The organism is Nocardioides sp. P5_E3 (assembly GCF_054049275.1).
On the sequence record NZ_JBFUMR010000004.1, the window covers coordinates 159225 to 185231 of the forward strand.

The window sequence follows — 26007 nt, forward strand, 5'->3', positions numbered from 1 at the left end:
AGGCCGAGGCTGGCTCAGGAAGCGAGCAGCTGGCTGATGAGCATGTCCGCGTCGAAGACGTCGGACTCGGTGCCGGGGGAGACCACCGCGACGGTGCGCGCGATGAAGTCGACGACGTCCGCGGCGCGAGCCAGCAGCACCAGGTGGCCGTCGGGGGAGCTGAGCTCGATGGAGACCATGGCGCGGCCGCTGAGGCCGATCGCGGGTGAGACGTGCACGTCGCCCTCGCCGGCCGGAGCCTCCGTACCACGGATCAGCAGGTCGCGACCGAAGGTCCACACGAGGTTGCCGTCAGAGGTGACGAACGTCATCGCGACCGCGAACGGGTCGGAGGCGGCGTAGCTGAGCACGGTGTCGATCTCGTGGCGGATGCCGCGGTCGTCCATGCACTCGACGGTGATGTCCAACGCGACGTCGGACAGGGTGTGCCCGCTACCGGACAGGTTCATCGAGAGCTCCTTGTGATCGCCCGAAGTGAGGGTTTCTCCGAGGTTGCGTGCTCATGAGACGGCATGCCGCGACCCTCGTGATGCAAAACGGCAAAAGATGACCCGGGCTGGTCCAGACCGGATCTTGATGTTGGCTCATGGCGAACTTGACGGTAACCCGGCCTTTCGGCTGCTGCGAAACCTCTGGTCCCCCCGGGTAGGTTCTTCCCATGACGGGGGCAGCCAAGCGCATCGTGCTCGAGGTCCTGGGGTGGACCCTGCTGGTGCTGGGTGTGGCGGCGATCTTCCTGCCGGGACCGGGACTGCTCGGCATCTTCGCCGGCCTCGCACTCCTCTCCCAGCAGTACGACTGGGCGGAGCGGCGGGTCGAGCCGGTCCGGCTGCGGGCGATGCTCGGCGCCGCGGAGAGCGTCGAGACCTGGCCCCGCATCGTCGCCTCCTGCCTCGGGGCGATCGTCCTCGCGGCGTGCGGTGTGCTCTGGATCATGAAGCCGCCGTCCCCGGACTGGTGGCCGCTGGCCGACACGTGGTGGCTGCCCGGTGGGGTCTGGACCGGTGTCACCCAGGTGGCGTCCGCCCTCATCGCGGTCGGCCTGATCATCTACAGCTACCGGCGCTTCCACGGCCACCCCGAGAAGGCCGACGAGCTGCGCAGCGACATCAAGGCCCGCGGTCGCAAGGCTGAGGACCGCACCGTCGGCGCCGATAGCTGACCCGGATTCCGGCCCGGGCCGCACGATGGGATACGGTTCTGCCGAGCTTGGGCGATTGGCGCAGTGGTAGCGCGCTTCGTTCACACCGAAGAGGTCACTGGTTCGAACCCAGTATCGCCCACCAAGATCACCGAGAGCCGCGCTACCAAGTAGCGCGGCTCTGTTGTTCGCACCGAAGAGGTCACTGGTTCGAACCCAGTATCGCCCACCAAGATCACCGAGAGCCGCGCTACCACGTAGCGCGGCTCTGTTGTTCCCAAGCCGTCCGCATTCGGTCGCGCGGCCGCCGTGGCTCCATGGGACACCAGCGGCACGGCCCACCGACGGACGTCTCATGGTCGGTACAACGACGGACGGTCACCCAAGGTGACGCACCACGACCGAACCGCCTTCGGTCGGCTCAGGGCCGCCGATCGAGCCTCACCCAGCGCCGGGCTCCGTCCGAGCTCACGGCGATGAGGATGAGGACGGTGATCGCGGTGCTAATCAGGACGGAGAAGTGGACCTCGTCGGCCGCGCCGAGGTCGACCAGCTGGGTGACGGCCTCCACGGTGCACACGACCATGAGGGCGAACCGGGCCCAGGCATGGTGAGCGAGCATGAACGCCCACAGGCCGACGAGGCACAGCGCGCTGATCCCCATCACGGCGATCTCGAAGGTCGAGGCGGCGGCCGGGGCGCTCTCGCCACGGACGACGGCGGCGAACACGGCTGTCAGGGTGACCGCGGACTTGCCCACGCTCAACGCGGCCGCGGCCAGGAGGGCCGGTGGCGGTACGCGGTGGGACACCGCGCGCGACAACGCGTCGTCGGCCGGCTGCAGCCGGTCCGGCTGCGGCGCCTGGAGGGTGGTCAGGTCCAGGATCGGCAGGCTGCCGTCGGTGCGTACGACGTCGCCTCCACCGTTGCGGGTGGTGAAGGCGCTGGAGTAGTCCTTGATGACGCGCAGGGAGACGTCCGGGGCCGCGTAGCGGACCGTGTCGATGACGTAGTCGCGCTCGATGTCGATGTCGGCGTCCACCCGGTGCGTCACCTGGAGGGTGAAGAGGGAGATGCCGACCGCCCTGTCGTAGGTCGCTGCGGCCAGCCACTGCACCTCGAACCCACCGGGCAGCTTCCAGCCGTCGGGGACCGGCCAGAAACGCACGTGGTGGCGTTGTGACGGATTGCCGTCGACCTCCTGCTGGTAGGCGAACGCCTGCCGCTGCCCGAAGAGGAACAGCGACGAGACGGGGGCTTCCGGATACGGGCGGCGCAGCACCGACGAGACCACGATCCGCCAGGAGGAGCGGATCGTGAGCTCGTCGGCACGGGTCCAGCCGGCGCGGAGCATGGCGGCGTGGATGTCCGCCTCGGTGCCGTCGAGGGCCAGGTTGATCGGGTCACCGAGCACACCGATGTCGGTGAGGGACCGCCCGATGAAGTAGTCGGGCACGTAGACCTTCGAGAGCACCTCCTGGAGGCGAGGGAGCCCCACGTAGGCCAGCAGCACCCAGAACAGGAACACCGAGCCGATGACGTACCAGCCGTCGTCGACACCGACGGTGACCACGATCCACCCCAGCCACATGACGAGCACCGTGCCGATCACGAAGAAGGCGCCGTCGACGATCTGCTGGACGGGCCACAGCGGTGTGCCGGAGACGTCGTCCGGTGCCAGCTCGAACGTGGGAGGCGAGGTCGGGGGCGGTGTGTCCACGGCATCGCCGCGGCGCCAGTCCTCGGCGGGTTCTATCCCCATGCGTGACCATCCTCGCTTAGCCTCGGCCCATGAAGGCCCACCAGGGACCAGGCGACGGCTGGGTGGACGAGCAGATCCAGGTGGGCGGGACGTCGGTCCACTACCGGCGCAGCACCACCGAGCACGGGGTCGCCCTCGTCCACCTGCACGGGTTCGCGATCTCCGGCGCCTACCTGATGCCGACCGCCCGAGCCCTGGCCGCGCGTGGGGTCAACGTGGTCCCGGACCTTCCCGGCTACGGGCGCAGTGAGCGACGGGATCGCGTCCTCGACATCCCGGGCCTGGCCGACAGCACGATCGCGATCCTCGACGGTCTGGACATCGACAAGGCCGTCCTGGTCGGGAACTCGATGGGCTGCGCCGTCAGCCTGGAGGTCGCCCACAAGGCGCCCGAGCGGGTGCACCGGCTCGTCCTGGTCTCGCCGGCCGGTGGCGTGCACAACCAACCCATGGGCCGAGCCGTCGGGCAGCTGGCGAAGGACGTCTTCCGTGAGAGCACGAGGATGTTTCCCGTCGCCGTGCCCGACTACGTGAGGTTCGGGCCCCTCAACGGACTGCGTCTCTTCGGCGAGCTGACCCGCTTCCCGTCGCTCGAGCGACTGCTGAACACGCCCGTCCCGACCCTTGCCGTCCTGGGGACCCGCGATCCCCTCCTGCCGTCTCCCGACCGCATCCGCGAGGTGGCCCGGCTCGCTCCGGAACACCTGACGATCGCCGTCATCGACCGAGCGGCACACGCGGTGAACTTCAGTCACCCCACGGAGCTGGCTGGCGTGATCGGGCTGTGGCTCGACGACGCGGTCGGCGACGGCTCGCTCCTCCCGCCCGGCGTGCGGGTGGTTGCGGCCACGTAGCCCGGCCGACGGAAGCAAGCACGTGCCCGTCAGCTCGAGGCGGCGGCGTAGCGCTGCAGGAACAGCGCCTCGGCCAGCGCCATGGCGGAGATCTCCGTCGGGTCGACGCTCTCGTTGGGGGCGTGGATCAACGCCTGCGGCTCCTCCACGCCCATGAGGATGATCTCGGCGTCCGGGTAGGTGTCGGTGAAGACGTTGCACAGCGGGATGGAGCCGCCCTGCCCCAGCGTGACCATCGGCGTCCCGTAGGCCTCCGACATCGCCGCGCCCATCGCCTGGTACGCCGGTCCGTCGACGGTGGCCCGGAACGGCGAGCCGGTCGCCTCGACCTCGACGGTGACGTGGACCCCCCACGGTGCGGCGTGGTGGAGGTGCGCCGTGAGGGCCTTCTCGGCCACGTCCGGCGACAGTCCGGGCGGGATGCGGAGGTTCAGCCGCGCCGCCGTCCTCGGCACGATCGCGGCCGCCGAGCCCACCACGGGCGGGCAGTCGATGCCGAGCACGGTGACGCACGGACGAGCCCACAGCATGTCCGACACCGCGCCGTCACCGAGGAGCCGCACGCCCTCCAGCAGCCCCGCGTCGTCCCGGAACTGTTCCGGCGGGTAGGGCTCGCCCTCCCACCGGCTGGTGTTGTCCAGGCCCTCGATCGTGGTGTTGCCGTCCGCGTCCCGCAGGGTGGCCAGCATCGCGATGAGCGCCGCCAGGGCGTCTGGGGCCGCGCCGCCGAACATGCCGGAGTGCACCTCGGAGGCGAGTGCCTCCACCGTGACGACCACGTTGACCATGCCGCGCAGGCTGACGGTCGCCGCCGGCTTGCCCACGGCTGCGTTGCCGGTGTCGCAGACGAGGATCGTGTCCGCGCGGAGCAGGTCGGGGTTCTCGACGACGAAGGCCTCGAGCCCGCCGGTGCCCTGCTCCTCGGAGCCCTCCACCACCAGCTTGAGGTTCACCGGTACGGCCTCACCCAGGGCACGTAGTGCCAGGAGGTGCATGAGGATGTTGCCCTTGCAGTCCGCCGTCCCGCGCCCGTACCAGCGACCGTCCTTCTCGGCGAGCTCGAAGGGCGGCGTCTTCCAGGCGGTGTCGTCGAGGGGCGGCTGCACGTCGTAGTGGGCGTACAGCAGGACCGTGGGTGCGTCGGCGCGCGCGCACGGTCGGGAGCCGACAACTGCGTTGCTGCCGTCCGCTGTCCTTTCCAGCCGCGCGTCGGTGAAGCCGAGGGCCGCGAAGTGATCGAGGACCCAGGTGGCCGCCCGGTCGCACTCCTCCGGCGGGAACTGGCGCGGGTCGGCGACCGACCGGATGGCGACCAGCTCGGCCAGCTCCTCCTTCGCCCGGGGCATCAGCTCGGCGACACGGGCGCGCAGGTCGATGGTCACGAGCCCGCCACGTCGTCGGTCTTCAGGTCACCGACGAAGTCCTTGAAGTCATCCAGCTCGTCGGGGCAGTAGATCTGGATGATGAGCAGCTGGCCCTGCACGACCCGACTGTCCGCGATCACCGGCCTCTGCCCAGGACCGGTCGCCCCGTTGGTGAGCTGCGACAGGAGGACGGCCCGGCTCAGTGCCTCGTTCGGGTTCTCGCAGGTGGCGCCGCCGTCGTCGCCAAGGACACGTGCGACCTGGTCCACGTCGGGAGTGCGGGCTCCGACCTCCGTGAGCGCGTTGACGAGCTCGTTGGCCTTGTTCTGGGCCTGCGCGTCATTGACCCCGCGGCTGAAGGCGAGGACGCCGGCGAGGGTGATCACCGCGAGAAGGACCAGGACGACGATGAAGATCCAGCTGCGCTCGCGCGGACTCTGGGTCTCGGCAGGAGTGCTCATGACGCGATCACCTCCTCCGGTTCGGGCTGCTTCCAGCTGGGCTTGCGCATCTTGTAGAAGATGAACGGCACCAGGAGCCCGAGCCCGAGCGCGCCGCCGCCGACGATCGCGAAGTACAGCCCCGCGTTGCCGTCCGCGAACTGCGACGGCGGGACGAAGCCGACGAGCAGGGCGGCCAGGGAGGCGGCGAAGCCGATCCCGCACATCCCGATCAGCATGGGCGCGCGGTAGCCGCGCGGGTGGTCGGGTTCCTTCCGTCGGAGCTGGATCGCCGCGACGAACATCAGCAGGTACATGATGAGGTAGACCTGCGTGGTGATCACCGAGAAGACCCAGTAGGCGCTGGAGACGTCGGGGATGAGGGCGTAGGCCAGGCCGATCACCGTGGTGACGAGACCCTGGACGACCAGGATGTTCTGCTGCACGCCGTTCTTGTTGAGCTTCTGCAGGTACGGCGGCAGGTAGCCCTCCTGGCGGGAGATCAGGAGCAGCCCCTTCGAGGGGCCCGCGAGCCAGGTCAGCATGCCGCCCAGCGAGGCGGCCACCAGCATGATGCCGACGATCGGGGTCAGCCACTGCCAGCCGAAGTTCGCGAAGACCGCGTCGAAGGCCTGCATCACTCCGGCGGTCAGGGACAGCTCCTCGGCCGGGACGATCCAGCTGATCGCCAGCGCGGGCAGGATGAAGATCGTGAGCACCAGGCCCATGGCCAGGAACATCGACTTCGGGAACTCCTTGCCCGGGTTCTTCAACGACCCCACGTGGACCGCGTTCATCTCCATGCCGGAGTAGGAGAGGAAGTTGTTGACGATGAGCACGAGGCTCGAGAGACCTGCCCACACGGGGAAGATGTTGTCGGCGGTCATCGGCGCCGCGGACTCGTTGCCCTGTCCGAGGAAGACCATGCCGAGCAGGACCAGCACGACGCCGGGGATCAGGGTCCCGATGATGAGGCCACCGCTGGCCAGGCCGGCCACGCCCTTGGTGCCGCGCGAGGAGATCCACACGCCGGACCAGTAGACGACGATGATGACGGCTGCTGTCCACACGCCGCTGCTGGCCAGCTCGGGATTGAAGACGTACGCGAGCGTGCTGGCCACGAACCCGAGCAGGCTCGGATAGTAGAAGATCGTCATCGCGAACTGGCACCACACGGCCAGGAAGCCCATCGGCTTCGAGATGCCCTCCGACACCCACTTGTAGATGCCGCCCTCCCAGCCGGACGCCAGCTCGGCCGACACCAGCGACGTCGGCAGCAGGAAGACGACGGCGGGGAGGAGGTAGAGGAACACGCAGGCGAGGCCGTAGACGGCCATCGTGGGCGCTGCGCGCAGGCTGGCCACCGAGCTGGTGGTCATCATCGCGAGGGCCACCCACGAGATGTAGGTGGTCGTCGGCACCTTGGCCCGCGCCGCCACGTCCCCCGCCGTCACGCCGACCGCCGCCTCGTGTCGAGCTTCGCACCACGCGTCATCCCCATCACCCCTTCAGCGAGCGAGCCAGTGCCCGGTGTCTCGACGCTAGTGAGGCGGCTGCGAGCCGCGGATCATCCGCGGCGGGTGACCCCGCGGAGCGCGCGGTCAGCCCCGAGCCATGGCATCGACGCACACGGTGATGGCGAGGACGAGGGGCACGTCCTGGCCCTCGGCCAGCTGGACGCCGTACGTGTCGCGGACGCGGAACCACTTCTTCGAGACCTTGGCCACCGTGTCACCGTCTCGTTCGATCTCGTACTCGTGATCGACGATGTTGCCGTGCGCCTTGAGGTCCTCGCCGTCGTCCACCTCGATGATGTAGTGGTCGCGGATGCCGAGGAGTCGCTTGTGCACCGTCGCGGTCATGGCGCCGTGCTCGATGGTCATCTTGTCGCGCACGGAGAGCTTCTTCTCCTGGATCTTGCACAGCTCGTTGCCGCTCGCGTCCTCCAGGATGAAGGTGTCCCGCAACCGGGCAGCCTTGCCGTTGACCTTGAAGAGCCGGCGACCGCTGTCGTCCTCGATCCAGAAGTCGTCCCCGATCGCGACCAGCTTCTCGCGCATCCGGAATGTGGGGCCGTCGAGGCCCCGGTCGCGAAATCCCATCGTTCCTCCTGTGTCGGGCCGCTCGAGCATGCCGCGGCGGGGCAGCCGTGACTTCGCGGCCCGGTCAGGCCAGGACCTTGGCCTTGGCCTGCTCGTACTCGGCGGGGGACAGGACGCCGCTGTCGCGCAGCTCGGCGAGGCCCCGGAGCTCCTCCGACACCTGGGTCGAGGGCGGTCGCTGCGAGTCGTAGACCGCCATGCGCGCCATCGCCGCCTCACGGTTGCGCCGGTTCATGGAGTCGCCGTTCGAGATGATGTAGACGAGGGCTCCCAGCCAGGGGACGAGGACGATGAAGATCGTCCAGAGGGCCTTCTTGCCACCGCTCATGCTGTCGTCCCGGAAGATGTCGGCCAGGATGTGGATGAGGAGCGAGATCCAGGCCAGCAGGATCGTGAACCAGAAGATCGAGACCATCACGTCCCAAAAACCGAAGTCATCTGACATGTCTACCTACTCCTACGCTGGTGTGACGGGACGGGACGGGACAGGGACGGGCGCCGAGTCACGCGACGCCTGCCGTTCAGTAGCCGTCGAGGGATCGACGGTCACCGTGGGCCGTGACGGCATAGATCACCAGGAAGTTGACGGTGATCATGATGAGCGACCACAGGGGATAGGCCGGCATGAAGACGAGGTTGGCGATGGAGCTCGCCACCGCGAGCACGATGGCCACGATCCGGGCCCACATCGCACCCCGGAGGAGCGCCCCGCCCGCGCAGGCCACGAGGATGCCCAGGATCAGGTGGATCCACCCCCACGTCGTGTAGTCGACGCTCACGACGAGGCCGTTCTCGCCGACCTGGTAGTAGTCCTCGTCGAAGATGCCGACGAAGCCGGCGATCGCGTGGAAGCACCCGAGGATGAACATCATGGTGCTGGCGAACATGATCCAGCCCGACCATGCACCGCCCGTGGAACGGTTCTCGTGGCGGTCCTGCGCTGCCACCGGGCTCGGTGTCGCCATCGGCCTGCCTCCCTCTCGTCGTGCTCGTTCCCTCAGCATGAAGACAGCGCACTGGGACGGCCTCACCCCCCGAGGGTGACGCGAGGACCCCGCCGACGGAGCACCGTGGCGTGATGGTCGACGAGGAGCAAGAGTTCGAGTACGACGTCCAGCTGACCCGACGTCCCGACGACGCGCTCCGCGCCCTCTACCCCGGCATGACGGTGCGCAGCACCCAGGCCCAGACCGCCCTCCGGCGCCGGGTCGAGGGACCCGAGGAGCTCAGCGCGCTGCTCGTCGAGATCGGCAGCCTCGGCCTGACCCTGACGGACGTGCACCGGGTGATGAGCGTCGAGGACGACGATCCCGGTGCGGCCCCACGGGACCAGCACCGCGCCACCAGCACGAGCCTCGCCGGCGCGGGTCTCTACGAGGTCCGGGTCGTCGGCGAGCTGGGAGGGACCTCCCTGCGATACCTGAAGTGCACGCACTACCCCGTGCAGAAGCAGACGCTCGTGCGGCTCACTCTGGTCGCGGGTGAGCTCCACCGGTTCCTGCAGGCCTGCACCGACTGCGGGGCAGGCCTGGCACGGGTGCACCGCGTGGGCACTCCCGCCCTGGTGGGCTCCGGCTAGCAGAGGCCGAGGGTCCGGCCGTGGCGCACGGCGTCCACCCGGCGGTTGACCCCGAGCTTGCCGAAGATGCCCTTGAGGTGGGTCTTGACGGTGTTGGTGGACACGAAGAGGGCTGCGGCGATCTCCTCCGTCGAGTTCATCTGCGCCAGCAGCTCGAGGACCTGGCTCTCGCGCTCGGTGAGCAGCGAGGAACGGAGCTGGTCGGCGTCCACGCCGGGGGTCGGTGCGACCGGCGCCGGGCGCGCGATCCCGCTGTCGTCGCCCGGGCAGGTCGCGAGGAACTCCCGGTGCTTCCGCATCAGGGCGGGGTCACGCTCCACGGTCCTGCGCAGCCAGGCCCCGTCCCGCATCAACGCGCGGCGCATCCCCTCGCTCGTGGCCGAGCGGAGGGCGCGGTCGGTCAGGAGTCGTGCCCGCTCGGGTCGCCGCTGCTCCTCGGCCATCCGTGCCTCGAGGAGCCACGCCTCGATCTGCAGGGCCAGCGGAGCGTGGTCGAGGTCGGTGACCGCACGGCTGAGGACGGCCAGCGCACCGCGTACGTCTCCGATCATCCGCCGTGCGAGCGCCGCCGTGACCATGGCCTCGACCACGGCGTGCTGGGGAACGGGGGTGAGCAACGCCATCGCCCGGTGGGGCTCGCCTGACGCGATCAGCGCCTCGGCCCGCACGACCGTCACCAGCTCGGAGAGCCAGTTCGACCCAGCGGTCGGGACTGCTCCTTCCCGGGCTGCGAGGAGCCGCGTCGCGGCCTCGGGTGCCCCCACCGCGATCGACAGCTTCGCGTCGAGCAGCGCGTGGCTCGTCGACAGCCAGGCGTCGTGCCCGCGCACGACGTCGTCGAGCGTGTCGAGGTGGCGCCGGGCACCGGGGAAGTCGGCGCGCTCGAGGGCGATCCAGGCTTGGGCGAGGAGGGCGTGGGCACGACCGGAGGCGCCTTGGGGGTCGACGGGGCCGGACTGCGCCTGCTCGACGTGGCGCTCGGCCCGTCGCAGGTCGCCCTGGAGCGCCTCGACGTGGGCCAGCGGGCCCAGGAACCGGCTTCGCGTCTCCGGGGTAGCGGCGTCCGCTCCCCGGGAGAGCACCGCGGCGACCTCGCCGCGGCCCGCGTCCTCGACCCGCGCGGCCGCGAGGTGGGTCTTGAGCAGCTCGCTGAGCTCGGTGATGCTGGAGGGCACCATTGCCTGGTCGGTCGGCTGCACGTCCGCGAGCGGCTGCTCGGCGGCCCCGGGCGCCGGGATCACGCGTGGCTCTCCCCAGGAGCCGTCGGCCCGGATCTCCACCAGTGCCCACCCCCAGGTGGGCGGGGCCTGCTCATGACCGGTGGCGCGGGGCCGTGGCACGTTGGGGGCGGCGACGCACGCGGGAGGATGCGTCTGTCGTGACGGGGCCTGCCGGGCGGGGGGGTGCAGTGACATGTCGTGGCTCCGAGGTCGGCGACGAGCGGGCACTGCTCAATTAGCCACACATCGGGGTGAGGCGGGAACACCCGCAGCGCGATCTCACCCGGGTGAGGCCGGGGTGGACTAGATGAGGGACTGCCCGCGCGCGATCCGCACCGCATCGGCCCGCGAGTGGGCGCCGAGCTTGAGATAGGCCGCCCTGGCATGTGACTTGACGGTGTTGGTCGACAGGTACAGCTCGACCGAGATCTCGTGCAGGCTCAGTGAGCCCTGCATCATGCGGAGGACGTCGATCTCGCGCTCGGTGAGGGGCTCGCCGAGCACCTCGAGGGCGTCGAGGTCGTTGACGAGCTTCCTGACTGCGTCCACCCGCGCGCGCATCGCCGTCATCCCGTCGGTGAAGCGGCTCATGCGCTGGGTGAGCTCCGCCAGCAGGTCCCGGGCGAGAGCGGCGTGTCCCAGGCGGGCTGCGATCCGCGCGCTCACCAGGAGGTGGTGGATGGGTCCCCACTCCGCCTGCGCGTTGTCGAGCCGGCGCGTCGAGAGGCCGAGCTCCAGGGTGCGCATGGCGTCGTCGGCCTTGCCCGCGTCGGCCTGCGCCTGCGCCAGGGCGACGTAGGCCCACGAGGCCTGCGGTGCCGCTCCCAGTCCTCGGCCGTCGAGCACGTCCATGGCCAGCTCCGCGCACTCGCGTGCATGCGTGGCGTTGCCCCGCTCGCTCTCCACGAAGCACTCGAGGGTCAGGGCCAGGATGCGGATCATCCCGGGCACGCCGTCGGTCCGGGTGGCCGCTCGCAGGTGGGGGATGGCCTGGTCGAGCTCGCCCTGCAGGTAGTGGGCATGACCGAGCGCTGCCTGGGCGATGCCGAACTGGGCAGACCGGCCGTCCGTCTCGAGCTCGGCGGCGCGTCGTGCCGCGGCCATCATGTCGACGGGTCCGTCGAAGCCGAGGATGGCGCGCATCTGGGACGTGGCGGACTCGACCGACCGGGAGCCGTCCGGCAGCGGACCGTAGTCGTCCAGGCCCTCGAGCGCGCGGAGGTGGCGCCCCATCGCCTGCTCGTCACCGGCCAGGCCGGCCATCCAGGCGGCCGTCACGTGGGCCGGGGGAGTGCCGTCGCCGGGACCCAGGACGTGGAGCCACCCCTCGACGGTGGCGGCCTGACCGGCGTCCACGAACCGCAGCCAGTTGGCCTGGACGAGCTCGGATGCGTCCGGTGTCCTTCCGGCCGCGAGCCAGTGCGAGATCGCTTCCGGGACGAGACCGTGGGCGGAGTACCACTCGGCGGCCCGGGCGTGGAGCTCCTCGATGCGCTGGGGGCGCGACAGCTCCAGCTCGCTGCGGGCGACGGCGGCGAAGAGCTGGTGGAAACGGAACCACGTGCGATCACCGTCGAGCGGCACCAGGAACAGGTTGGCGCGTTCGAGGTCGTTGAGGATCGTCGCGCTGTCACTGCGTCCCAGCAGGTGGTCGCACAGAGCAGCCGAGAACCGGTCCAGCACCGAGACGTCGAGGATGAAGTCCCGCAGCCTCTCCGGATGCCGGCTGAGGACCTCCTCGGTGAGGTAGTCCCCGATGAACCGGTTGCTCCCGCTGAAGCGGTGCACGAAGTCGTCGGGGTCCGGTCGGTCGGCGAGGGAGAGTGCGGCGAGGTAGAGGGCCGCGGGCCAGCCCTCGGTCCGTTCGACCAGCTCGGCGAGGGTGTCGTCCGAGAGGGCGACGCCCGTGCGGGTGACCATCTGGCCCGCCTCCTCCGGCGTGAAGGCCAGGTCCTCGGCCCGGAGCTCGGCCAGGTCGTGGGACACGCGCAGCCGCCCCAGCCGGAGTCCGGGGTCGGACCGGGTGATGATCACCACGTGGGCCTTCTCCGGCAGGCTCTGCACGAGGAGCTCGACCTCCTCGTGGCGTGCGGTCAGCTGGACGAAGTGGAAGTCGTCGAGGACGAGCACCAGGTCGTCCGGCATGGCCGCCAGCGCTGCCATGATCGTCGCCAGCAGGGTCGGTGGCGCCTGCAGCCGTCGGCCGAACACCCGCGAGGGTTCGACGAGGGGCAGCACGCACCCCGCCCGTTCGAGGGCCGCGGCCACGTGGCTCCACAGCCGCACCGGGTCGTTGTCGCCGGCATCGAGGGAGATCCACGCGGCGTCGGGACACCCCTCGTCCTGCAGCGCCTGCGCCACCACGGTGGTCTTGCCGTAGCCGGCCGGAGCAGCCACGAGGGTGACCGGACGGCGGACCGCCTGGGCCATGGCCTCCATCAGGCGCGGTCGGTCGACCCAGCTCGCGCGTCGGGACGGCGGATGGAGCTTCACGTCCGACAGGTGGTCCATGGGCGGGACGAGGACGGCACCACGAACAGGCGGCTCCGCCCCGAAAGCGCTCATCGGTCAGCCTCCCCTCCCGCTGCCCGTCTCCCCCGAGCTGCTCTTGACCCGATCTTGACCATACGGCCCTCGGCGGGGCGGCGTCTGCACCCGGGACCGTCCCGGGACCGTCCCGGGACCCCCCAAGGGCCGTTCCAGGGGCTAGACGTCCGGCTCGCGACGTACGTCGACGAGCGCGAAGCCCTCGCGCGTCAGCGCCGCCAGGAGCCCGTGGAGCTCGGCGTCGTCGCCGAGCACGACGTGGATGGTGAACCCGCCGGGGTCGATCGAGACGGTCGCGCCCTCGAAGTCGTCCAGCAGCTCGGAGGGCACGTCGCCCACGGCGCGGATCTCGTAGGCCGATCTCGACATGAGGTCCTCGATTCGTCGACGGGGGTTGCCGGGGGTTGCCGGGGGTCTAACCGTGCGCCACGGGGGTGCCGGATCGCGTCACCCTTTGCGGGTGACGCCCGCCCGCGGTGCACCCCGGACCGCCGGCGCGAGCGCCTCGATCACGGGCTGCTGCTCGGCGCGGACGGCCTGATCACGAGCTCCAGCAGGGTCCCGGTCACCGCGACCACCACAGCACCCAGCAGGGCGCTGCCCGCGCCCGCGACGTCCAGGTTCGGGCTCAGGCCCGCCGTGACAGCGAAGAGAGCGCCGTTGACGAGGAGTGCGGAGGCGCCCATCCGGAGCCACGACTGGGCGCCGGCCAGCCACTGCAGGACCGGCCCCACCATCGCGTTGACCAGTCCGAAGAGCACGGACACGGCGAGATAGGTCCCGAGCCCGCCGTTGACCGTGATGCCCGGGACGAGTGCCGTCGCGACCCACACCGCCGCGGCCATGATCGACCAGTTCACGAGCACGTGGACGATGGTCAGCAGGTCGCCGCTGGTGAGGCCGCCGTCCACCACCCTGTCGGCAGGCTGCTCCGTCTCCACGAACTCGCCGGCCGCCGCCGGGTCGGTGAGAGCGAACCGGCTCTTCAGCCGGACGAGCCATCGCGCGTCGGAGGAGTCGAACTGGGCTCCCATGACGGCGCAGCCGATGACGATGCCGGCTGCCGCCAGCAGCCACCCGAGCAGCGTGATCGTGACCCCGAACAGGCCGAAGTCGGCGGTCGCACGATCCATCATCCCCGGCATGTAGATGGGCGTGCCGATGGCGAGGATCGTCATGCAGACCGCGGAGGCGCCCCCTGTGGCGAGCAGGCGACGCCAGTGCACCTGCCGCTCGAGCAGGAGGTAGGGGATGCACGTCCACAGCACGAGGCCGACACCGGCCTGGAGCGGGATCGTCCAGAGCCACTCGAGCGGGAACCGACTGGCCAGCTCACGGACCAGGTAGGACAGGCCGATCATCACGGTGAAGGCGACCAGCCCGAGTCCCGCGTACATCGTGCTGCGCAGGCCGGCCTTGGTCCGTCCCCACGCGGCGCGGTACATCGACTGGAGCCGGCGACTGAACGCCATCGCTGAGTAGATCAACAGCAGCGCGCTGAACACCGACACGCTGCTGGACGCCCCGGCGGGGGTGAGGAACAGCTGCTCCACGGCGTCGGCCGAGGCGCCCGACAGGTTGAACCTCCGGATGATCGACCGAGCGATCACGTCCTCCTGCCCGGCCGGAGCGGCACTGGCCACGACGATGAAGAGCGGGATCAGCGCGGTCAGGGCCTGGGAGGAGAGCACGATGCAGCGGTCGAAGCCCTCCATGAGGGCGAAGCGCCGCACGGACTGGCCGAGGAACGACGCGGCGACCCGGCGCGACAGGGCGCTGACCTCGTCCGAACGCTCCTCCGGGAGCAGGCGCATCAGCTCACTCCTGGAGGACTGCGACCTTCCGTGCCGGCACGAGCGATCACCTGCCCGCCCTCGTCGCCTCCTCGACCCGCGTCCGCACGGGTCCTGACCACGTCATGCTCGGTCGCGTCGAGCTGCCGTGTCGTCATCCGGCATGGGTGAGGTCAACGGGCTTCTGGAGAACCAAGGTGCAAGGGGTACGACCCGCCGCGCAGGACGGGCATGGAGGACGGGCATGGAGGAAGTCGGCTTCGCCGTCCTGATGCTCCTCGTGCTCGCGTGGGCGGTGGTCTCGCACCTCCTGGAGCGCTTCAACGTCCCGACGGCGCTGGTGTTCCTGGCCTGCGGGTACGTCCTCGCCAACCCGGGGTGGGGCGTGCTCGCCGTCGACGTCGAGGTCCCCCGGATGCACCTCCTGGTGGAGACGACGCTCGCCCTGCTCCTGTTCTCCGACGCGGCGCAGGTCAACGTCGCGCGGCTGCGGCAGGACCTCGCCTTCCCGGCCCGGCTGCTCGGGATCGGGCTCCCGCTCTCGATTGTGCTGGGGGCCGTGGGTGCGGCGGTGCTCCTCGACGACCTCACGTGGGCACTGGCCGGCTTCGTCGGGGCTGCCCTCGCGCCGACGGACGCGGCGCTCAGCGCTCCGGTGATCAACGACCGTCGGGTCCCGCAACGGATCCGGCGCGTCATCAACGTGGAGAGCGGCCTCAACGACGGCATCGCAACCCCGGTCGTCGCGTTCACCCTGACCGTGGCCGCCGCCGGGCTCGGGATCGGTGGCCATGACGCGAGTCCCGAGGCCCGGGCAGTGGCGGAGCTGGCGCTGGGGGTCCTCGTCGGCGCCGTGGTCGGGGTGCTCGGCGTCGGGCTGATCACGGAGTGCTCCCGACGCGGATGGATCGCCGGGGGAGGGGGCCGCGTGGCGACGATGGCCGCGGCCCTAGCGAGCTTCTCCTGTGCCATCGCACTGGACGGCAACGGGTTCATCGCCGCGTTCGTCGCGGGGATCGCGTTCGCGGCCTGGCGGCCTGGCACCCACGCAGAGCGCGCGGGTGACCCCGAGGGCGAGGACCTCGTGGAGCTGCCCGAGCTCGTCGGTCGGCTGCTGGCACTCGCGGTCTGGTTCCTCTTCGGCGCGGCCATGCTCCCCCTCGCGCTGGACCACCTCTCCGCGCCGACCGTCCTCTACGCCGTCCTCAGCCTCACGGTGTTCCGGATGGTGCCGGTGGCACTGGCCCTCCTGGGCAGCGCGACCGACAGGTCGACCGTCCTGTTCGTGGGATGGTTCGGGCCCCGGGGGCTCGCGTCGGTGGTGTTCGCCCTGCTCGCCGTCGAGGAGCTCGGGACCGCATCGGCGGTCGCCGTCGAGGCCTGCGCCGTCGTCACGCTCACCGTCCTCCTCAGCGTGGTGCTCCACGGCGTGTCCGCTGCCCCGCTCGGGCGCTGGTACGCGCGACGGCAGCGGCTCACTCGCGGGGGGTGATACGCCCGGGCCCGTCGAGTCCGAGACTCGACCGGAGGCCGTGCGGACGGTGTGCCACACCGCGCGTCGGTCGTTCCGAGGGCTCGATGGCGAGGTGGGTGCAGATGATCCGACACCACCGGAACGGGCGAGCGCGGTGATGGCCGACGTCATGGTCGTCCTGGGAGCCGCCCTCGTGGTCCTCGACTACGTGATCAAGTTCCTGGCCCTCGGGGTGCTGCCGAGCAACAAGAAGCCCTCGTCGGCCATGGCGTGGCTGATCCTGATCCTGATCGTGCCGTTGGCGGGCTTCGTCGTCTTCCTGGTGCTGGGTCGTACCAGCCTGGGAAGGGGCAGGCTGGCGCGGCAGCGCGAGGCCGATGCGGCCATCCGTGCCGCCACGGAGATGTTGCCCTCGACGACGGTCTCCGAGCCGGCGTACCTCCCGTCGATGGCGACCCTCAACTACAACCTCGGCGCGCTGCCCCTCCAGGGCGGCAACAAGATCGACCTGATCCCCGGCTACCACGACTCCATCGCGGCGATGACCGCCGAGGTCGCCGCGGCCCGGTCGACGGTGGAGGTCGAGTTCTACATCACGGCCTGGGACGACGTGACCGGCCCCTTCTTCGAGGCGCTGGTCGCGGCCACCGCCCGCGGCGTCCAGGTGCGGCTGCTCGTCGACCACCTGGGGTCCAGGGGCATCCCGGGCTACGACGAGTTCGCGAAGCGCCTGGACGCCTCGGACATCGAGTGGCGTCCGATGCTCCCGCTGCGCCTGCTCAAGGGCGAGTTCCGGCGCCCCGACCTGCGCAACCACCGCAAGATCCTGGTGGTCGACGGCACAGTGGCCTTCATGGGGTCGCAGAACCTCATCGAGCCGGGCTACAACAAACCGAAGAACCACGCCGCGGGACGCGAGTGGGTCGAGCTCGTCGCCCGCATCGACGGGCCGACGGTCAGTGCCCTGCGCGCGGTGTTCGCCAAGGACTGGTTCACCGAGACCCACGAGCGCCTGGCCGAGCAGGTCTCGGCGTCGAAGCCGCAGACCCACGCGGGCGGGGTGACGGCACAGGTGCTGCCCAGCGGTCCGGGCTACGTCACGGAGAACAACCTGCGGCTCTTCACCGCCCTGATCTACTCCGCGCAGTCGCGCGTCTCGTTGACGAGTCCCTACTTCGTCCCGGACGAGCCGCTGCTGTACGCCGTGACGACGGCGGCTCGACGAGGCGTGGAGGTGGAGCTCTTCGTGAGCGAGGAGGGCGACCAGTTCATGGTCTACCACGCCCAGTGCTCCTACTACCAGGCGCTGCTCGAGGCGGGTGTGCGCATCCACCTCTACCCCGCCCCGGCGGTGCTCCACTCCAAGCACTTCTCCATCGACGACGACGTCGCCGTCATCGGCTCCAGCAACATGGACCTGCGCTCGTTCGCGCTCAACCACGAGGTGTCGATGATGCTCACCGGCGCGGACATCGTCGCTCGGTTCCGCAAGGTCGAGGACGACTACCGCGCGCTGTCGCGCGAGCTGACCCTCGAGGAGTGGCAGCAGCGCTCGGCCTGGCAGCGGTACCTCGACAACACGATGCGGCTCACGGCCGCGCTGCAGTGAGAGGAGAGGACGATGGCCAGGACGACCCACGAGCTGTGGCTCGAGGACCGGCAAGGCGTCATCGACCGGGGCCGGGACAGGGCGTGGTGGCGGTGCCTGCACTGGTGCAGCTCCGTCGGTCTGCTGCTGGCGGTCGTGCAGTGGGGATGGGTCGTCCCGAGCGCGGTCGTGCTCGCCAGCGTGGCGATCTCCGTGCTCCTCTTCGTCGCGTGCCTGGGCAAGGTCGACCTCGCGCGGGTACGGGTCGTGGTGGACGGGTCCGCGCTGACGACCCTCGCGACCGTCGGCGCGGCGGGCCTCGTCGCCACCTGGGCCCCCGCCGGGCTGTCCATCGTGCTGGTGCTGACCCTCACGTCCCCCGCCGTACGTCGCTCGCTGCGGGACGCGCGGACGGCGATGCGGCTGTCGCTCGTCCTGGCACGTGCGGCACGCAAGCGCACGGGGGGGTCGCCCTGGTGACGCCGCGTCCTGGGCTCCTGCCGTGACCGGCCTCGCGCCTCCCTCGAGGCCGACGTGACCATCACCGTCACCTGGCTCGGGCACGCCACCGTGGTGGTCGACATGGACGGTGTCCGGATCGTGTCCGACCCCCTGCTGCGGCGGCACAACGGCATCCTGCGGCGCCGCGGCGCCACTCCGGAGGGCGAGGCCTGGTCCGGCGCGGACGCCGTCCTGCTCTCCCACCTCCACCACGACCACGCCGAGGTCGGGTCCTTGAGGATGCTCGGCGGGGTGCCGGTGCTCACGGCACCGGAGAACGCCGTCTGGGTGGCGAAGAAAGGCCTCGCCGGGCGTGGGCTCGGCGAGGGGGAGTGGGTGCCTGTCGGCGCTGCCGGCGACGTGGCGGTGCGGCTCGTCCCCGCCGTGCACCACTCCCGACCGATGCCGCACCGACCCAACGCGGCGAACGGGCACCTCGTCCGTGGCCCGTCGGGCGTCGTCTGGCTCGCGGGTGACACCGACCTCTACCCGGGGATGGAGGGCCACCCGAAGCTCGCGGGCTCCGCGGTCGACGTGGCCGTCGTCCCGGTCGGCGGGTGGGGGCCGCGCCTGTCCCCGGGGCACATGGGACCGAAGCAGGCCGCGACGGCGTGCCGGCTCGTGGCTGCGCGGGCTGCGGTGCCGGTGCACTGGCAGACCCTGCACGTCCCGGTCGCCGGACGGTTCCCGCGCGGCTGGATGGACCTCGCCGGGCCGCGGTTCGAGGAGGCCCTGGCCCACGAGGCGCCGTCCTGCCGGCCGCTCGTGCTGGACGTCGGATCGTCGGCCAGCCTGCCCTGACGGGACCGGGCCCCCGGGGGCTCATCCGCTGCGGGTGAAGCGGCGCGGCGCGCGCGCTCCCTAGGCTCCGAGAGGACGACTGGCCGGGTGACCACACCGGGTCGCGTCCCCACGAGCCGCAGGAGGAGAGCATGTCCAACGACCTCGACCAGGAGACCGGCGACGACCTCGATCTGATGGGTCCGATCGACTACATCGTGGTCGAGTTCCCGGGCAGCAGGATGACGGGGGAGGGCTTCCCGATCCTGCTCGACCTCGTCGAGCGCGGCCTCATCCGCATCCTGGACCTTGCCTTCGTCACCAAGGACCCGGACGGGTCCATCCACGCGATCGACATCAGCGACGTCGACGGCGACGGCGAGCTGGACCTGACGGTCTTCGAAGGGGCCTCGTCGGGACTGCTCGACGAGGACGACCTGGACGAGGCGGGCACCGCGCTCGAAGCGGGCAGCTCCGCGGGCATCCTCGTCTACGAGAACGTCTGGGCCGCGCCCTTCGCCCGGGCGGTTCGCAAGGGCGGTGGGCAGCTGGTCGCCAGCGGCCGCATCCCCGTCCAGGCCATGCTGGCCGCTGTCGACGCGGCCGACGCCGCCGCCTCCTCGGTCTGACCTCGAGAGAACAGGAACACACGTCATGCCAGGTCTCATCCGCGGTGTCGCACGCACCGCCGCCATCGCCGGTACCGCTACGGCCGTGTCCAACCGGGTCTCACGCCGGCAGGCGGGCAGGTGGGCGTCCCAGGAGCAGCAGCAGTACGCCCAGGAGCCGCCGCCGCAGCAGCAGCAGTACGCGCCGCCGCCGCCCCCTCCCCAGACGGGCATGGACGACAAGCTCGCTCAGCTCAAGGAGCTCGGTGAGCTGAAGGCTGCCGGCGTGTTGAGCGAGCCCGAGTTCGAGCAGCAGAAGGCCCGCATCCTCGCCGGCTGACGCCACGTCCGCCGTGTGAACCGCAGCCCCGGTGGGTACCGGACCTCAGCACCCCCGGCGTAACGGTGCGAGCCGCCGGACGTTGGAGATGTACGCGGGGCTGGCCCGCGGCTCCTGAGCGAGGTGACACGATGACTGGCGGGTTGTGGGACTACCGAGACTCCGTCTGGGACTACCGCGAGTCCACGTGGACCCTCGACCGCGACCTCGTCGGCTACGAGGTCGAGGCCCCCGACGGCCACCTCGGTGTCGTCGCCCGTGCCTCCAGCTCGTCGCCCGCGGCCTACCTGGTCGTCGACGCCGGTCCTCCGATCGCCGGGCCGCGCCTCGTGCCTGCCGGCGCGGTGACGTCGATGCACCACGACGGTCGCAGCGTCCGGGTCGCCCTCACCCGGGCCCAGCTCGCGGCCGCCCCGGCCTACGAGGACGACACCCCGGACGACTCCGTGCGCGCCGAGCACGACCACTACTTCAGGAACCTCGACCCCGCTGACCGTCCGCGGCCGCCTGGCCCGGACGATCAGTCGCAGGGCCCGGAGCGCTAGTCGCGCTCGTCCTCGAAGTGGACCGTGACGGCGTAGATGACGAGGACGTCGATGAGGATCTGGAGCCCGTACCAGACGGGGGCAGCCGAGAGGAACGCCAGGTTCGTCACGGCGCTGATGGACGCGATCACGATGGTCGCGATCCGGCTCCAGGGCCGGCGGTAGAACAGGGCGATCCCGGTGAGGAACGCCGCGGTGCCGATCGCCATGTGGGCGACGCCCCACCCGGCGTAGCTGCGGAACAGGAGCAGCTCGGAGGCGTCGACGTCGTACACCCGGTTCTCCAGGAGGGCGATGAACCCGCCCAGGACGTGGAAGCCGCCCAGCAGCAGCAGCATGATGGACGCGAAGCCCAGCATGCCGGTCCACAGGGGCGAGGATGGTGCATCGTCCGCCTCCTGGCGGTGCGACCGGGTGGTGTCACTCGTCATGGTGCTCCTCCTCGTCCCGATGCTGTCGGGCACAGGCTCGCACCACATCGGTGCGGCGGACTCACCCGGCACGGGTGACGCTCGCGCGCCGGGTCAGGACCCCGACGTGCCACCGTCGCGCCGGAGCTCGTCCATCGCCTCGACCATGGCCGCCGGGGCGTCCGCGGAGAGCTCGGCGTGCAGCAGCACGACGTCCCCCCGCTCGAGCTCGCGCTCCATCGCGGGTCGGACCTCGTCGAGGTCCCCGTCGCTCGACAGCACGAGGAGCGCCGACGAGCCCGGGGTCAGCTGCTCGCCGAGCTCCCGGACGAACTCCTCGTCGATGCCGGACTTGCGCAATCGCGCCGACACGGATGCGACCCCGGCTCCCAGCGCGGCTCCGGCCACCGGCGCCAGCACGAGCATGCCCACCAGGCCGCCCAGCACCGACCCCTTGCCGGCGCTCGCGGCCGTCGGATGCTTCAGGTGCCCGATCACCGGCTCCCGTGCCTGCGGCATCCACGCGATCGTGATGGCGTCGTGGACGGTGAGGACCTTGAGCTCCTCGAGGCGCTTCAGGCGCACTGCCGCGGCCTCGGCCCCGAAGGGGGTGTCGTAGCGCCAGACCGTGAGGGCCGTCATCGCGGTCGCCTCACACGGCCGCGGTGGCGGAGCCCGCCGATGACGTGGCGGCGGTCGGCGTGAACGGGTGCAGCTGCTCCCGTCCGCCCTGGATGACGAGGCAGGTCGACTCCGGCACCTCCCGCCACGCGCCCTGCAGGCTCCCCAGCGGCTCGGACACCACGAGGCGCGCGTCGTCGGACACGTGCTGGAGGGTGAGGTTGTCGGGGTGCTGGAGCCGGAGGGCGCTGACGTCGGTGTTGTGGAACAGCGACCGGGACCTGCCCTCGCTGGAGTAGCGGAAGGCCCAGGTGGTCGCGCCGTCGGTGGTGGCGACCGTCATCTGGATCGGGTGCTCGACGCCGTGCCGTCGTCCCGTCTCCTCGATGAACCCGACCGCCCGGGCCACCGCGGCGGGCGGGTCCTGCTCGAGCCCGAAGGTGAGGGCGAGGAAGAAGAAGAGCTCCGAGTCCGTCGAGCCCTCGATGTGGGGGAACAGCGACGGCTCCACCTCCAGCGTCAGGTCGCGCTTGACCGAGGCGAAGTCCGAGATCGCCCCGTTGTGCATCCAGAGCCAGCGCCCGTGCCGGAAGGGGTGGCAGTTGGTCTGCTGGACGGGCGTGCCGGTCGTCGCCCGGATGTGCGCGAACACCCGACCCGCGGACGCGTGGCCCGAGATCTCGCGCAGGTTGCGGTCGCTCCAGGCGGGCTCGGTGCTGTGGTAGATCCCGGGCTCCTCCTTGGCGCCGTACCAGCCCACCCCGAAGCCGTCGCCGTTCACGGCCTCGACCCCGAGCCGCGAGTGCATGCTCTGCACCACGAGGGAGTTCTCCGGGGCGAAGAGCAGGTCCGAGAGGAGCACTGGCGAACCCGAGTAGGCGAGCCATCGACACATGGCGGTGTTCCTTTCCTCAACGGGTCGGCCCGTCCATTCCACGCGCGGGGCGGCGTCGGCGGCTCACCCGTGATAGGTGAGGTCTGGCCCGGGGCACGGGCCGTAGCGTCTGGCCGGGCACCTGCGGACGCCCAACCCAGTCGTGCGAGAGAGGTCGACGCGTGAGCGAGGATCGACGCGTGAGCGACAGTCACCGCCGCAGGGCCGCGGACACCTTGGCGCGCCGTGACCCCGGCGCCATCCTCTACGGGGCCGTGATCACGGCCTCTTCCCTGGCCGCGGTGAGCGCGAACGTCTCGCACGTCCAGCGGGTCGCACTCAGCGTCGGTGCCGTCTCGGTCGTCTACTGGCTGGCCCACGTGTACACCGAGACGCAGGAGATGCTGTTCGAGGGTGACCGCCGGCCCCTCTACCGCCGTACCCCCCACGCGGCGGCCAAGGAGGTGTTCATCCTCGTCGGTGCCGTGCCCGCCGTCGTCGTCTACCTCCTGCTCGACCTGCTGGGGATGTCCGCCAGCGGCGCGGCCTACTGGGCGCTGTGGTTCTCGGTGGCGTTCCTCGCCGTGATCGGCTACCTCGGCGCCCACCGGGCAGACATCCGGGGCTGGCGGCTCGTGCTCGAGTCGGCGGGGGCAGCCTCGCTGGGCGTCCTCGCCGTGCTGGGCAAGGTGTTCCTGCACTGAGCGCCGGTGCGGCGACGGGAGGGCCCGTCACTCGACGAACTGCAGCGCGTGGTCCGTGTTGTTGAGCCGCCGCCCGGCGGTGTCGGTGACGGTGACGATGTCCTCGATGCGAACGCCGAACCGGCCGGCGAGGTAGACGCCGGGCTCCACCGAGAAGCACATGCCCGGGACCAGCGGTTGCTCCTCGCCCTCGATCATGTACGGCGGCTCGTGCGTCGTGGTGCCGATGCCGTGGCCCGTGCGGTGGATGAACTGCTCGCCGTAGCCGGCGTCCGTGATCACGGCGCGTGCCGCCCGGTCGACCTCCTGGCACGCGACGCCGGGGCGTACGGCGTCGACGCCGGCCTGCTGCGCGAGTCGTACCACCTCGTGCACCTCGCGGATGTCGTCGGACGGCTCGCCGACGCAGACGGTGCGGCTGGTGTCCGACCCGTAGCCGAACATGAGCCCACCGAAGTCGAGCACCACGCAGTCGCCGACCTCGATGGTCCGGTCGCCGGCCTCGTGGTGCGGGTTGGCGCCGTTGGGTCCCGACCCGACGACCGTGAAGTCGACCTGCTCGTGACCGTGCTCGCGCAGCAGCCCGGCGAGGTCGGCGGCCACGTCGGTCTCCTTCCGCCCCGAGAACCGCACGCCCAGGATCTGCTCGTACGTCGCGTCCGCGGCCGCGCCCGCCGCCTCGAGCCGGGCGAGCTCGTTGGCGTCCTTCACCGCGCGCAGCATCGGCAGCCGCGTCGTCATCGAGTCGTACGCCGTGTGCGGCAGCACTGTCTGGAGAGCCAGCAGGTGCATGGCCCACGCGCCGTCGGAGATCGCGTAGCGACCGTCGGGACGCAGCAGCGCGCTCGCCGCGGCGTACGGGTCGGCGCCGTCGAGCCAGTCGACGAGGGTGGTGGCGGCGGTGCCGGCGGCGCGCTCGGTGTCCGGCCGCTCCAGGGTCGGCACCAGCAGGGTCGGCTCTCGGTCGGTGGTGAGGACGAGCACCGTCAACCGTTCGGTGATCGCGGTCGGCTGGTAGCCGGTCAGCCACACCAGGTCCGGGCCGGGCGTCACCAGCACGCCGTCGACGCCGGCGGCCTCGCCGTCGGCCACGACCCGCGCCATCCGCGCGGCGTAGTCGTCCCGCGTGAAGGGGACCGCGCTCATGACCCGCTGCCCGAGGCAGTGGTCGGGATCGTGTACAGGTGCGCCGCGGCCGAGGCGGCGGCGTCCCCAGCGGTGCCCTCGGCCGCCTTGTGCCGACGGATCGCGACCAGGGCGAGGAGGATGCCGAGGGCGCTGATCGCGGCCAGCAGCCACGAGGCGGCGGCCAGGCCCGAGGCCAGGGCGTCGCCGGCGCTGGCGCCGTCGTCGAGCTGGTTGCTCTGGACGCTGGCGTAGATCGTGGCGCACAAGGCGGTCGCGACCGCCGCGCCGACGTACCGCGCCATGTTCGAGACCCCTGAGGCCCCGCCGACCTGCTCCTGCGGGACGGACGCGGTCGCGGCCGACGACGCGGGACCGTTGCTGAGGCCCATGCCGACGGCGATCGCCAGGATCGGCAACAGGAACGCGGTGTACGCCCATGCCGAGTCGACCAGCCCGATCACCGCGAACCCGGCGGCCATCGCGATGAAGCCGACGCCGATCACCTGGCGGCCGCCGAGCCGGTTGGCCAGCCTCGGCACGAGCGGGGCGACCACGACCAGGCCGACCGTGGCCGGCAGTGTCGCCACGCCCGCTTCGAGCGGACTGAAGCCGAGCGCCGCGGGGTTCTGGAAGTAGAGGCTCAGCAGGTACATCAGCCCGTTGATCGTGCCGGCGCCGATGAGGATCGCCAGGGTCGAGCCGACCAGGATCCGGTTGCGCAGCAGCGCGAGGTCGAGCAGCGGCACCGAGACCCGCTGCTCGGTCTTGACGAAGAGGAAGCCGGCGACGACCGAGGCGGCGAAGCAACCCAGCGTCGCGGCGGAGATCCACCCCCAGTCGCCGCTCTTGGTGAAGCCGTAGATCAGCGGTGCGAGCGTGAGCGCGATCAGCACAGTGCCGAGGTAGTCGATGGAGCGTGGCCGCGCCTCGTCGCGTGACTCCTGGACCGTCGCGTAGGTCAGCGCCATGCAGCCGACGGCCACCCCCGCGTCGATCCAGAAGAGACCCTGCCAGCCGGTGATCTCCACGAGGACGCCGCCGAGCAGCGGCCCGGCGGCTGCGCCGACCGCGGCGGCGGCGCCCCACAGCGACACGAACTTCAGCCGTTGGTCTCCTGACGTCGCGACCGTCAGGAGGCTCAGGCCGCAGGCCAGGATCGTGGCGCCGGCCGCACCCTGGATCAGCCGTCCGGCGATCACCATGCCGCCGGACTCGGCCAGCGCGATCAGCACGCACGAGATCACGAAGAGCGCCAGGCCGAGCTGGAAGACCTTCTTGCGCCCGAGCACGTCACCCAGCGAGCCGGACGTGATGATCACGGCAGCACCGACGAGCGAGTATCCGGTCACGGCCCACTGCAGCGTGTCGAGACTCATGCCGGTGTCCTCGGAGATCGCCGGGAGCAGGATGCTCACCGCCGAGGTGTTCGCGTTCACCACCAAGGTGGAGATGCAGGTGGCCGCGAGGACCCCGCCCGCCGCCTTCGTCCTGCTGGTCCTGCCTGTGGCCACGTCGCTCATCGAGATCCTTCCCGTCACGGACCGGGCCCACACCATTCCGGGCCGACGGTACGGGCGGCCCCGACGCACTGCCCTCACCCGCGGTGGGCGATGGGCAGGACGGAGCGGGCCG

General features: G+C 70.9%; 28 protein-coding genes and 1 tRNA gene. 12 read left to right on the forward strand and 17 right to left on the reverse strand.

Annotated elements, in window-relative coordinates; all coding sequences use genetic code 11:
* Positions 1–14: 14 nt before the first annotated feature.
* Positions 15–449 (reverse strand): SsgA family sporulation/cell division regulator, encoded by a 435-nt coding sequence (locus tag ACXJKB_RS03770; RefSeq protein WP_457185548.1) that lies wholly within the window; start codon positions 447–449, stop codon positions 15–17.
* 209 nt (positions 450–658) lie between these two features.
* Here ACXJKB_RS03770 and ACXJKB_RS03775 point away from each other — a divergent pair, with 209 nt between their 5' ends.
* Both ACXJKB_RS03775 and ACXJKB_RS03780 read left to right on the forward strand, forming a co-directional pair.
* Positions 659–1162 carry a PGPGW domain-containing protein gene (locus tag ACXJKB_RS03775; protein WP_457185549.1) on the forward strand — a complete coding sequence of 168 codons (504 nt, stop codon included), beginning with the start codon at positions 659–661 and terminating at the stop codon, positions 1160–1162.
* A gap of 49 nt (positions 1163–1211) precedes the next feature.
* Positions 1212–1286 (forward strand) — tRNA-Val (locus ACXJKB_RS03780).
* Positions 1287–1562: 276 nt separating this feature from the next.
* On the opposite strand, the gene ACXJKB_RS03785 is transcribed toward ACXJKB_RS03780, so the two are convergent.
* Positions 1563–2903: an LssY C-terminal domain-containing protein gene (locus ACXJKB_RS03785; RefSeq protein ID WP_457185551.1), complete on the reverse strand. Its 1341-nt coding sequence runs from the start codon at positions 2901–2903 to the stop codon at positions 1563–1565.
* Positions 2904–2932: 29 nt separating this feature from the next.
* On the opposite strand from ACXJKB_RS03785, the gene ACXJKB_RS03790 reads away from it, so the two are divergent.
* Positions 2933–3757, forward strand: coding sequence for an alpha/beta fold hydrolase (locus ACXJKB_RS03790; RefSeq protein ID WP_457185553.1), 825 nt, complete (start codon positions 2933–2935; stop codon positions 3755–3757).
* A gap of 29 nt (positions 3758–3786) precedes the next feature.
* Here ACXJKB_RS03790 and ACXJKB_RS03795 read toward each other — a convergent pair whose 3' ends face one another.
* From ACXJKB_RS03795 to ACXJKB_RS03820, 6 genes are all read right to left on the reverse strand, one after another.
* Complete coding sequence (locus ACXJKB_RS03795; RefSeq protein ID WP_457185555.1) at positions 3787–5139, reverse strand: M20/M25/M40 family metallo-hydrolase; 1353 nt, start codon at positions 5137–5139, stop codon at positions 3787–3789.
* Positions 5136–5582: a pilus assembly FimT family protein gene (locus ACXJKB_RS03800; protein WP_457185557.1), complete on the reverse strand. Its 447-nt coding sequence runs from the start codon at positions 5580–5582 to the stop codon at positions 5136–5138. The genes ACXJKB_RS03795 and ACXJKB_RS03800 overlap by 4 nt, the downstream gene beginning before the upstream one ends.
* A complete protein-coding gene (locus ACXJKB_RS03805) occupies positions 5579–7015 on the reverse strand; it encodes an APC family permease (protein WP_457185559.1) in 1437 nt (478 codons plus the stop codon). Before ACXJKB_RS03805 ends, ACXJKB_RS03800 begins: the two co-directional genes overlap by 4 nt.
* 147 nt (positions 7016–7162) lie before the next feature.
* Positions 7163–7663: an LURP-one-related/scramblase family protein gene (locus ACXJKB_RS03810; protein ID WP_457185561.1), complete on the reverse strand. Its 501-nt coding sequence runs from the start codon at positions 7661–7663 to the stop codon at positions 7163–7165.
* 64 nt (positions 7664–7727) lie between these two features.
* On the reverse strand, positions 7728–8108 hold the full coding sequence (locus ACXJKB_RS03815) for an SHOCT domain-containing protein (RefSeq protein WP_457185563.1): 381 nt from the start codon (positions 8106–8108) through the stop codon (positions 7728–7730).
* Between the two features lie 76 nt (positions 8109–8184).
* On the reverse strand, positions 8185–8628 hold the full coding sequence (locus tag ACXJKB_RS03820) for a DUF7144 family membrane protein (protein WP_457185565.1): 444 nt from the start codon (positions 8626–8628) through the stop codon (positions 8185–8187).
* A gap of 113 nt (positions 8629–8741) precedes the next feature.
* Here ACXJKB_RS03820 and ACXJKB_RS03825 point away from each other — a divergent pair, with 113 nt between their 5' ends.
* Entirely contained in the window at positions 8742–9242 is a 501-nt protein-coding gene (locus tag ACXJKB_RS03825) for a hypothetical protein (protein ID WP_457185567.1), read from the forward strand.
* On the opposite strand, the gene ACXJKB_RS03830 is transcribed toward ACXJKB_RS03825, so the two are convergent.
* From ACXJKB_RS03830 to ACXJKB_RS03845, 4 genes are all read right to left on the reverse strand, one after another.
* Positions 9239–10522 (reverse strand): LuxR C-terminal-related transcriptional regulator, encoded by a 1284-nt coding sequence (locus ACXJKB_RS03830; RefSeq protein WP_457185569.1) that lies wholly within the window; start codon positions 10520–10522, stop codon positions 9239–9241. The genes ACXJKB_RS03825 and ACXJKB_RS03830 overlap by 4 nt on opposite strands.
* A gap of 243 nt (positions 10523–10765) precedes the next feature.
* A complete protein-coding gene (locus tag ACXJKB_RS03835) occupies positions 10766–12973 on the reverse strand; it encodes a LuxR C-terminal-related transcriptional regulator (RefSeq protein ID WP_457185571.1) in 2208 nt (735 codons plus the stop codon).
* A 195-nt stretch (positions 12974–13168) separates the two neighbouring features.
* Positions 13169–13378: a hypothetical protein gene (locus tag ACXJKB_RS03840; RefSeq protein WP_457185573.1), complete on the reverse strand. Its 210-nt coding sequence runs from the start codon at positions 13376–13378 to the stop codon at positions 13169–13171.
* A gap of 140 nt (positions 13379–13518) precedes the next feature.
* A complete protein-coding gene (locus ACXJKB_RS03845; protein ID WP_457185575.1) occupies positions 13519–14823 on the reverse strand; it encodes a phage holin family protein in 1305 nt (434 codons plus the stop codon).
* Positions 14824–15046: 223 nt separating this feature from the next.
* Between ACXJKB_RS03845 and ACXJKB_RS03850 the strand changes: the two genes are divergently transcribed.
* From ACXJKB_RS03850 to ACXJKB_RS03880, 7 genes are all read left to right on the forward strand, one after another.
* Positions 15047–16294 carry a cation:proton antiporter gene (locus ACXJKB_RS03850; RefSeq protein WP_457185577.1) on the forward strand — a complete coding sequence of 416 codons (1248 nt, stop codon included), beginning with the start codon at positions 15047–15049 and terminating at the stop codon, positions 16292–16294.
* Positions 16295–16433: 139 nt separating this feature from the next.
* Positions 16434–17885 carry a cardiolipin synthase gene (gene cls, locus ACXJKB_RS03855; RefSeq protein ID WP_457185579.1) on the forward strand — a complete coding sequence of 484 codons (1452 nt, stop codon included), beginning with the start codon at positions 16434–16436 and terminating at the stop codon, positions 17883–17885.
* 12 nt (positions 17886–17897) lie between these two features.
* A complete protein-coding gene (locus ACXJKB_RS03860; protein ID WP_457185581.1) occupies positions 17898–18344 on the forward strand; it encodes a hypothetical protein in 447 nt (148 codons plus the stop codon).
* A gap of 54 nt (positions 18345–18398) precedes the next feature.
* Positions 18399–19166 carry an MBL fold metallo-hydrolase gene (locus ACXJKB_RS03865; protein ID WP_457185583.1) on the forward strand — a complete coding sequence of 256 codons (768 nt, stop codon included), beginning with the start codon at positions 18399–18401 and terminating at the stop codon, positions 19164–19166.
* Positions 19167–19297: 131 nt separating this feature from the next.
* Positions 19298–19774 (forward strand): DUF6325 family protein, encoded by a 477-nt coding sequence (locus tag ACXJKB_RS03870; RefSeq protein WP_457185585.1) that lies wholly within the window; start codon positions 19298–19300, stop codon positions 19772–19774.
* A 25-nt stretch (positions 19775–19799) separates the two neighbouring features.
* A complete protein-coding gene (locus ACXJKB_RS03875; protein WP_457185587.1) occupies positions 19800–20093 on the forward strand; it encodes an SHOCT domain-containing protein in 294 nt (97 codons plus the stop codon).
* 131 nt (positions 20094–20224) lie between these two features.
* On the forward strand, positions 20225–20638 hold the full coding sequence (locus ACXJKB_RS03880; RefSeq protein WP_457185589.1) for a hypothetical protein: 414 nt from the start codon (positions 20225–20227) through the stop codon (positions 20636–20638).
* On the opposite strand, the gene ACXJKB_RS03885 is transcribed toward ACXJKB_RS03880, so the two are convergent.
* The 3 genes from ACXJKB_RS03885 to ACXJKB_RS03895 all read right to left on the reverse strand — a co-directional run bounded on the left by ACXJKB_RS03885 (position 20635) and on the right by ACXJKB_RS03895 (position 22564).
* Complete coding sequence (locus tag ACXJKB_RS03885) at positions 20635–21069, reverse strand: DUF7144 family membrane protein (protein WP_457185591.1); 435 nt, start codon at positions 21067–21069, stop codon at positions 20635–20637. The two genes, ACXJKB_RS03880 and ACXJKB_RS03885, sit on opposite strands and share 4 nt — an antisense overlap.
* A gap of 93 nt (positions 21070–21162) precedes the next feature.
* A complete protein-coding gene (locus ACXJKB_RS03890) occupies positions 21163–21690 on the reverse strand; it encodes a DUF1269 domain-containing protein (RefSeq protein WP_457185593.1) in 528 nt (175 codons plus the stop codon).
* A gap of 10 nt (positions 21691–21700) precedes the next feature.
* On the reverse strand, positions 21701–22564 hold the full coding sequence (locus ACXJKB_RS03895; protein WP_457185595.1) for a class II glutamine amidotransferase: 864 nt from the start codon (positions 22562–22564) through the stop codon (positions 21701–21703).
* A 179-nt stretch (positions 22565–22743) separates the two neighbouring features.
* Between ACXJKB_RS03895 and ACXJKB_RS03900 the strand changes: the two genes are divergently transcribed.
* On the forward strand, positions 22744–23247 hold the full coding sequence (locus tag ACXJKB_RS03900) for a hypothetical protein (RefSeq protein WP_457185597.1): 504 nt from the start codon (positions 22744–22746) through the stop codon (positions 23245–23247).
* 27 nt (positions 23248–23274) lie between these two features.
* Here the strand turns inward: ACXJKB_RS03900 and ACXJKB_RS03905 are convergent, their stop codons facing one another.
* Positions 23275–24393, reverse strand: coding sequence for an aminopeptidase P family protein (locus tag ACXJKB_RS03905; protein ID WP_457185599.1), 1119 nt, complete (start codon positions 24391–24393; stop codon positions 23275–23277).
* Complete coding sequence (locus tag ACXJKB_RS03910) at positions 24390–25895, reverse strand: MFS transporter (RefSeq protein WP_457185601.1); 1506 nt, start codon at positions 25893–25895, stop codon at positions 24390–24392. The genes ACXJKB_RS03905 and ACXJKB_RS03910 overlap by 4 nt, the downstream gene beginning before the upstream one ends.
* Positions 25896–26007 lie beyond the last annotated feature (112 nt).